The 7,323-nt window shown below is 41.3% G+C and carries 8 protein-coding genes and 2 pseudogenes; 2 read left to right on the top strand and 8 right to left on the bottom strand.

Translation table 11 applies throughout. The features are described from left to right. The 3 genes from K6C05_RS01185 to K6C05_RS01175 all read right to left on the bottom strand — a co-directional run. Window positions 1-504 (bottom strand): hypothetical protein (locus tag K6C05_RS01185; RefSeq protein WP_296730474.1); only part of this gene is annotated, 504 nt, incomplete at its 3' end. A 103-nt stretch (window positions 505-607) separates the two neighbouring features. Next, on the bottom strand, window positions 608-1,054 hold the full coding sequence (locus K6C05_RS01180) for a YkvA family protein (protein ID WP_296730473.1): 447 nt from the start codon (window positions 1,052-1,054) through the stop codon (window positions 608-610). Window positions 1,055-1,250: 196 nt separating this feature from the next. Further along, window positions 1,251-1,805 (bottom strand): carbonic anhydrase, encoded by a 555-nt coding sequence (locus tag K6C05_RS01175; RefSeq protein ID WP_296730472.1) that lies wholly within the window; start codon window positions 1,803-1,805, stop codon window positions 1,251-1,253. A gap of 433 nt (window positions 1,806-2,238) precedes the next feature. Here K6C05_RS01175 and K6C05_RS01170 point away from each other — a divergent pair, with 433 nt between their 5' ends. Then, complete coding sequence (locus K6C05_RS01170) at window positions 2,239-2,655, top strand: hypothetical protein (protein ID WP_296730471.1); 417 nt, start codon at window positions 2,239-2,241, stop codon at window positions 2,653-2,655. On the opposite strand, the gene K6C05_RS01165 is transcribed toward K6C05_RS01170, so the two are convergent. After that, complete coding sequence (locus tag K6C05_RS01165) at window positions 2,633-2,932, bottom strand: hypothetical protein (RefSeq protein WP_296730470.1); 300 nt, start codon at window positions 2,930-2,932, stop codon at window positions 2,633-2,635. The two genes, K6C05_RS01170 and K6C05_RS01165, sit on opposite strands and share 23 nt — an antisense overlap. A 196-nt stretch (window positions 2,933-3,128) precedes the next feature. On the opposite strand from K6C05_RS01165, the pseudogene K6C05_RS01160 reads away from it, so the two are divergent. After that, a pseudogene (locus K6C05_RS01160) lies at window positions 3,129-3,351 on the top strand (transposase); the annotation flags it as partial. Between the two features lie 184 nt (window positions 3,352-3,535). Here K6C05_RS01160 and K6C05_RS01155 read toward each other — a convergent pair. The 4 genes and pseudogenes from K6C05_RS01155 to K6C05_RS01145 form a co-directional block, all read right to left on the bottom strand. Further along, the gene (locus K6C05_RS01155) at window positions 3,536-4,381 is read right to left on the bottom strand and encodes a zinc-ribbon domain-containing protein (protein ID WP_296730469.1); all 846 of its coding nucleotides are present in this window, start codon (window positions 4,379-4,381) and stop codon (window positions 3,536-3,538) included. A gap of 264 nt (window positions 4,382-4,645) precedes the next feature. Beyond that, window positions 4,646-4,801 (bottom strand): annotated as a pseudogene (locus K6C05_RS10980) (type II toxin-antitoxin system HicB family antitoxin); the annotation flags it as partial. A 175-nt stretch (window positions 4,802-4,976) separates the two neighbouring features. Further along, window positions 4,977-6,101: an MBL fold metallo-hydrolase gene (locus tag K6C05_RS01150; protein ID WP_296730468.1), complete on the bottom strand. Its 1,125-nt coding sequence runs from the start codon at window positions 6,099-6,101 to the stop codon at window positions 4,977-4,979. Between the two features lie 15 nt (window positions 6,102-6,116). After that, entirely contained in the window at window positions 6,117-7,142 is a 1,026-nt protein-coding gene (locus K6C05_RS01145) for a DUF362 domain-containing protein (protein WP_296730467.1), read from the bottom strand. Window positions 7,143-7,323 lie beyond the last annotated feature (181 nt).

Raw genomic sequence — 7,323 nt, 5'->3', positions numbered from 1 at the left:
TAGCTCCATCTTGGAAATGTATTTGGCCAAAATCCCAAAAAGGTACAAAACGCACAGCAGTGGCATCAGCCCTGGTATCAAACGCCAGTGACCTATCACATAGACATCGTTTTCAATATAGATAAGGTTCCCGGTAATACCTCCTATAAAGACCAGGATAATATCCGCCAAGCCAATGATAACAGCAGGCTTTATTGTCATATAGGATATTTTGACCTTGGTACGGATAACGGATACCAAGTACATGGAATAAACAATGAGCCAGACTCCACCAAAGGAGTAGGACAACATGCTGACCAGCAGCCAGGTAAAATGGGTATGGGGAACAACAGTAAGATAGCATTTATAGGCATCTACACCGGTACCAATTATGATTACCACCAGATTTAGGATGAAACAACGGGTGGACTCCTTGTGTACCTTGGAATTCACAATGGTACCAAAAAGAGTTATCAGCATAAATCCTATACAGACAATATCGGCTGTGATTATTACCGTATCCATAACGCAACCACTCCCTGCTTTTATTGCACTTGCCAGTCAAAATATTTTTCTTCCGGAGAGAAATATTTGAACACCAAGTTATAAATTGTAGGTGATCAGGGTTTTATTTGATTTTTCTGGCATATTTCTCACCAAAAATATCAGCAATCTTAGCTTTGGCCTTCTGCCTGATTTCGTCATTGATATATGCCTGGGCCAGCACCAACGCCAGGGCTATAGCGGCTGCATCATCTGTGTAGCCTATTCCCGGCATGATGTCCGGAATGAAATCAATTGGGGCTATCAGATAGCCAAGGGCGCCATATATACCCATCTTCACCTTCTTGGGACAATGGGGGGATTGGGCCACATAAAATAGCTGAAGAGCCTTGTATACCAGCTCCAGGCCTATTTTTGAAGCATGCTTTTTTATTTTTTCCCAAAGGCCTTCCTCGGAATATTCCTCTGTATATTCGTTGATGGTATCCTCATTGATATCATATTTCTTTTCTTCCTCGGTGGCCCTGAATTCCTTCAGGTCTTCTTCATTTACATTGATTTGATCAGCCATATCATTTTCCTCCCGGCGTTCCTGAAAATAGGAGAATTCCTTTTCATCTTCTAATATTCTTCATCATAGGGACTTATCCCTTCCAATCATCCTTCTGTATAAAATTAGATTAATTTTGTCCAGGTCCCAATGAGGGATTCAATCAAAAAAGGGAGGAAATTCATCCTCCCCCAAAGCCTTGCTGCAAGGTATCATTTCATAAAAATTCGACGCTTCCGTCCTCTATACGATAAATTGCTCCTATCACCCGCAGCCCTTCCTGCTCATCCTTTTGGATTTCCAGGCTGTCCTCAATGTGTCTAATGCTTTGTTGCACATTTAACACAGCTGCCCTGTAATCATCGGTTTCATCCCCAATGGCCTGTTTGATTTCATCGGTGATGAACTTGATAAAGCCATCGGGATCATGCTTGATTGCCGCCTTTACTGCCCCGCAGCCTGTATGGCCCAACACCACTATGAGCTTTGCTCCCAAATGACCGGCTGCATATTCTATGCTGCCCAGCTGATGCTCATCAATTACATTTCCGGCCACCCTGATGGTAAACAAATCTCCTATAGCGGCATGAAAAATCCTCTCGGGAATCACCCGGGAATCTGAACAGCCTATTATAATTGCATATGGCTCCTGCCCGTTTTTGGCAAAATGCTCCAGGGTTGCATCCGAAATATCGGAATGAAAGGTATCCTTGGATTGATATGCCAGATTTCCTTCCTTAAGTCGTGAAATTGCCTCATCTGCTGTAAGCATACTGCACCTCCATATCATAAATCAGAAAACCGTCAAATCTCACATAGGCTTTTCCCCTGCACTGATATAATTCTATTTTTTTAATGAAATACCTTCATTTTGATTGGATATGCTTCCACCATACAATAAATCCGGCAATTGTCAGTTATCCATGCCCTGACAAAGATTGTTTCAATATATTGTGTTGTTGGACTGGCACCACAACATCCTGCTAGCATCATTCACCAGCATGTTGATGGTTTTCACTAATTTTTATTATGAAATAGATACTAAAAGGTCCTTTTTTTGCCCAGGTAACGATTGTCGAATAATACAATAAGAACATATAATTAAATAAACAAAAAGTATATATTCACGCTATAATACCAATCTGGAGGCTGCACTGTCAGACTCTTAAATGTATTAATCATGTCATAGAAAGGAAGGGGAAAATATGCTTAAATTTCTAGGATTTGAAATCAGAGCTCCACTTGACTGTATCTTTTATACTGCAAGACTTCGTATTTATAAGCACAGTGCAAAATATGAAATTCTCAATTTGCCACATGACCAAAAAGAAGAAACCACTCTATACAAAAACAAACAACTTCCAATCAAAAAACCAGAACTGCTGTCCGCATGGGAGTCCCTCAACATCAACTCCTGGGATGATGAATATTTCCCCCCCATGGGTGTTATAGTTTGTGATGGGCTGGAATGGGAGCTAGTCTACCGTGAAGAAGGTCAAAAATCACGGCATATATTTGGTAAAAATGCTTATCCACCAAACTGGAAACAGTTTATCCTGTGGATTGATGCATTGATGCCAGAAATGAAGTTTGCTGATTTTAGTGATTTAGAGAATTTTTAAGTATTCTTTGAAATGAAAAGTCCCCCTGGTACAAGGCAAAATTGAGACGGGGACACGGACAAAAATTAACACCGGACTGAGCAATCTTGGAAAGAAGATACTCATATACATCACCACGGATGTCTGTCTGGTGAAGTTCTTCCATCATGGAACAAATCTCATCCATTGCATCTACAATCTTGGAGAGCTTCAAAGGTGTGTTTACCTTAAAGATTGCGTCATCCATGTATTTGCTATATGCGGGGTTCTTGTCTCCATGAAGATTCTTTATACTCATTGTCAATGTCAATTACATCAAATTTACAAAAATGATGCAATTAAATAAACAATGATGTAATTAAAAAATCCCTACAAACTGTTTAAATTAACAGTTCGTAGGGATTTCGTATATTATTCAAACTCAACGGTAACATACAAAAAGCTGGACTACCAACTGGGATGTCATTACACCAATATTCAAGTTTTTAGCTACGGTCAGAAAAGTCATATATACCACCAATGCCATTGAAAGCCTGAATTTCAGCTACAGGCGATTAAACCGCCAGCGAAGCGTATTTCTAGAATCACAGGCTTTAATGAAGGCTCTGTATCTGGCAACGACCGAGGCCACAAAAAAAGTGGACTATACCAATCCGCAACTGGGGCCGCGTATATGGCGAATTCAGCATTATGTACGAAGACCGGATAAACTACTAATTTTTCAGCAATATAAAACAGCTGAGGTTATTATTACCTTGGAGTAATTCTAGCCTCAGCTGTTTGCCCTGCACTGTCTCACGATTTATCTGACCGTGAGCATTTGACTGGCATACACATAAAATATATATTGTTTTTAACCATAGAAGATCTTATTTACAGAAATTTTTTCATAGTCTCTCAATTATTCAACCTTACTTCCACATACACTGCAGAATTTTTGATTTTGATCAAGTTCTTCTCCACATTTGCAGACTTTTTTGCCACTCATGCTTGCACCACACGATGGACAGAACTTTTTACCTTTATTAACGAGTTCACCACAGGATGGACATTCATCTTTTGTAAGTACATCTAAGGATGTCCCGCATTCAGCGCAAAATTTTTTACCTTCTTCTACTTCTGCACCGCAAGAAGGACATTTATATGTTGTTTTAAGCACCATACTACTTCCACAATGAGGACAAAACTTTTTACCAAGTTCCACATCCTGACCACAAGACGGACAATTTGCCGATAATTTACCACCGCAATCCGAGCAAAATTTCGTATCTTTTGGATTCATCGAGCCACAAGATGGGCATTTGGTTTTAGAAGAATCCGTTCTTTCAAATGATATGTTTCTCCTTACTGAATTACCGCCAGACATGATATACTTTTCTATACAAGCAAATACTTTATCCGGTAGCTGTTTTTGCATATATGCCCCTACACCCGCAGTTATTGCCAAAGGGGCAAAGAGTAAAATTCCAACTCCGGCTGCGCCGACTTTATCTGCCCATTTACCTATGCCGATGTTTACCAGCACATCGCTGTCACCACTAGGAATAATCTGTACCTGTAAAGCCTTTCCAAGCCCCGTTAAATTTTTCCATCCCGATGATTCTTTTGCTTGAACAAGATAACCATCAGGCGAGGACATTCCCTCAACGGTAAGTTCCTCTTCATTACGTAAATACATCTCAACTTCGTGTCCTATTCCTTCAATTGTTACGCCTTCTCTAATGTGAAAAATTTTTGAATCAGCCATTTTTATCCCTCCATTTATGTAGAATAATTTTCCATTGAAGACGGCTTGTTATGGTTACTAATGGCAATTCCTCCCTGTGATATTTCTTCCATTCATGATGTATATTCTATATGGATATATTTCTACAGGGGGGGACGTTCCTGCTTAAAGTGAAAACATTTTAAAAAATAATAAAGTATCACTCCTTACTTTTATTAATTATTTTTAGCATCAAAAAAGCAGAATCTCTCGACTCTGCTCCTTTTAATACATATTCTTTTCATTCTACGCTATTTCTTTATTAATAGTATCTTTTGGTTCTGGTATAGGCATGCCATCCTCTAAAGTGCACGATAACCAGCACCGTTTGGCATCTTCAATCATATATTGAAGTTCTTCCCAAGTGTCAGCACAGGTAATACACCCAGGCAAATCTATAACACGTGCAGCATATCCGCCTTATGGAGTAGGAAAAACCTCCACCTTATATGGCAAAGACATGTCATACTCCAAATCCTTTGTCATATGATTCCCTCCTGTTCCAACACTTCCTTCACAGTTTTAATCGTAAATTGTTTTCTGTCTTTTAATTTAAGCTCCATATTATTGCTACGGATTACTCCATTTTCTCCCACCATTTATCATATTTCTCTGATGAAATATCTTCAATATTTACTGCCTCACCGATTTCTGGAGTAAGGAGTTGATAATCTTTTCCCTGCGAGGCTTCTGTCAGCTTCTGATATGGCTCCTGCCACGGATGGCGGGCCAAAGCAAACTTTCCGCCATGAGCAGGCAGCAACACTTTTGCTCCCACATCCACCGCCGCTTTAGCGGTTTCCTCTGGCAACATGTGAATAGCGTGCCAAGCCATATTATACTGGCCATTTTCGCCAAGCATCAGATCAAATCCACCGAACTGCTCACCAATGGCCTTAAAATGGGCCCCGTAGCCCCCATCACCACTGTAATAAACCTTGTGAATCGGCGTTACAAAGGCAAACCCACACCATAAAGTCGGATTTTGCGTAAGAAAACGACCCGAAAAATGCTGTGACGGCAGAATATGAATAGAAAAATCTTCTGCAATTTTTATTTCCTTATCCCAATCTTCTTCGTGAAGAATTTGCAGATCGAACCCCCACTGCTCAAAATATTCTCCCACCCCCAGAGGGCAAACGATATTTTTGATTTTGTCTTTTAAAGCCATTACTGTAGTATAATCCAGATGATCCCAATGGTCATGGGAAATAGCCAACACATCAATATCCGGCATATCAGCAGCAGTATAGATATTGCTGCCTGAAAAGGCTTTATTGATGAAAAACACTGGTGAGGCATAAGAGCTGAACACCGGATCAATTAAAATTCGCCGTCCGCCCAACTGCATATAGAATGTGGAATGCCCCATCCACACCACCAAATCCTGTTTGATATCCAGTTTTTTCAAGTCAGTTTTATGGGACAACATAGGCTCCTTGGGGGAAAGGGCTGACTTATCCCCAAATAGAAATTTGGCGGTAGCAACAAACCGATTTTCCCCACTGTCCTCACTCATCACCTGTACTGGCACTAGATTTTGAAACTTACCGTTGATGTAATGGGGTGAAGCCTGAATGCGGGCCAAGCGCTCCCCCTGAGGCAACCGCCCAAATTCCGGTCGATGTATAAAGCTATATCCCCCCAGAGAAACCATCCCCACCGCCACCAGACCTCCAATAATAAAATTCCGTCTATTCATGTGCCTTCACCATTTTCACACCACTTCAATCAGCTCATACCGGTCGTTGCCCATACCAAGCTCCTTCATAGCCGATAATTGACGCAAGCCCTCCCGGCTTTCAATACGCTCAATAAGGTCATTTTTACGGGAATCCTTAAAATTATATACCAAATCAATAGAGGCTTGGTCAATAGCCAAAATATCCGTTGAAGCCAATATGCCGATATCCGGGATAACCGGCTCCGCTGCACTGGTTCCGGCGCAATCACAGTCCACTGACATACGCCTCATCACATTTATAAATGTAATATTCTTGCCAAAATGATCACAAACAGCCTTACCGCTGTCCGCCATAAGCTCCATAAAGAGACCACCCATGACCCATTTACCGTAGTCCTGAACGCCATGAACCTGCAGTTTTCCCTTTTTGCCTGAGGCACAGCCAATGGCAATATTTTTCAATGAACCGCCAAAACCACCCATGGCATGGCCTTTGAAATGAGTAAGCACCACCAGGGAATCATAGTTAGTCAAATGGCTTCCCACAGCCACCTCTTTAAGATGTAAACCGTTCTTTACCGGGAAATTCACATCCCCGTCTTCATCGATTATATCCACCGGGCAAAAGGTCCAACCGTTAGTCTGCAAAGTATCCCGATGCTGCTGCGTAGTAGACCGGGGTCCTCCATAGGCCACATTGGCCTCGATAATTGTACTGTTTGGTATCTGGCTCTGGAAGGCTTGTACCATATCCCGTGGTAAAATATTGGGACCATGGGGCTCACCAGTATGGAGCTTGATTGATATTTTACCACTTATTTCACTATTAACCTTTTCATACAGCTTTTGAAGGTGCTCTGCATCAATATGCTTGGTAAAATATACCTTCGACTTATCTGACGCTTGTACAGCTGCTTTATTGGCATTTGATGCAGGAACTGTACTATCTGCGGCTTTTGCTCCACAGCCTGTTACAAATCCCGACAATCCGGTAAGACCTGCTCCGGCAATGGCCACACCGGCCATCTTCACAAAGTTACGTCGTGACAAATTGGACATAACATTATCCCTCCTAAGCCGTAAATTCTATACTTCTTCCTATGCAAAAGAATATCATAAATTTAAAATTTGTTAAATAAGACTTATTCAGTGGGAGATTTATACGCCCACTGAATGTAGTCGAATTAATCCAGAGCTTATGGGGGCTTTTCTCCCACCTAAGAGGGGGGAACTTCACACC

This window comes from Anaerovibrio sp. (assembly GCF_024697385.1).
Classification (GTDB): domain Bacteria; phylum Bacillota; class Negativicutes; order Selenomonadales; family Selenomonadaceae; genus Anaerovibrio.
Note: the sequence above shows the minus strand (reverse complement) of the source record. Positions and strands in the feature narration are given on the sequence as shown.